General features: G+C 35.3%; 1 protein-coding gene. It reads left to right on the top strand.

The window, feature by feature from the left end; all coding sequences use genetic code 11:
- The first annotated feature begins 207 nt into the window (after nt 1–207).
- Nucleotides 208–648: a YtoQ family protein gene (locus ACPYKA_RS18570; protein WP_479543692.1), complete on the top strand. Its 441-nt coding sequence runs from the start codon at nt 208–210 to the stop codon at nt 646–648.
- The last annotated feature ends 200 nt before the right edge of the window (nt 649–848 follow it).

Below are 848 nucleotides of genomic sequence, written 5' to 3'. Positions count from 1 at the left end.
TACATGAGCAGCGGAGAAGCAAGCCAACGAAGAAATTCGCAGTGTCATTTTTACCGGACTTTTTGAACATCCTCTATAACAAAGTTATTGCCTATATATTATCATACTATTTTATCTTACTTAAACAACTGCACTTTATATTGGAGTAAGTTAATTATTTTCACTTTTTAAAATTAACAAGTATAATGACGGTAGGAGGGGATTGTCATGAAGTTAACGGTTTATCTTGCAGGAGAAATACATACAAACTGGCGTGAAGAATTGAGTAAAAAGGCTGAAGAAAAAGGTTTACCTTTGACTTTTGTTTCACCTCAAACGAATCACGATCGCTCAGATGATATAGGTGAAGATATACTAGGAAAACAACCTGGTAACCTTTATAAAGATGCTGCAGCTTCTGATATAAACAACTTCAGAACACAAGTCTTAATGCAAAAAGCAGATGTTGTCGTCGCATTATTTGGCGAACAATATAGGCAATGGAATACAGCAATGGATGCAAGTACTGCTATTACATTAAATAAGCCTACGATCATCATTCGACCAGAATCATTAATTCACCCATTAAAAGAACTGTCGAACAAGGCAAATGTCACCGTCGAGACAGTAGATCAGGCTTTGGATGTTTTAAGTTATATATATGAATAATGTGAGATAAACTATCGCAACTAACATTGCGGTAGTTTTTTATTTAAGCGACAGATAACTAGCTAATTTGCGGTTTATCCACGAAGATGGCAAGTTAACCATAAGGATAGCATTTTTATCCACGGAGGAGTTCGTTGTCCAGCTACATTGTGATTGTAACCATAAAGTGTAATTAAAGGTAAAATAAAAGCCGAAGAAGA

It is taken from the genome of Pseudogracilibacillus amylolyticus (SeqCode), assembly GCF_051918545.1.
Lineage (GTDB): Bacteria > Bacillota > Bacilli > Bacillales > Amphibacillaceae > Pseudogracilibacillus.
The sequence above is the reverse complement of the archived record's forward strand: the minus strand, read 5'-3'. Positions and strand labels throughout refer to the sequence as shown.

What these genes read in the sequence shown, in the direction of transcription:
- ACPYKA_RS18570 (WP_479543692.1), top strand. Translation starts at nt 208, where the DNA reads ATGAAGTTAACGGTTTATCTTGCAGGAGAAATACATACAAACTGGCGT.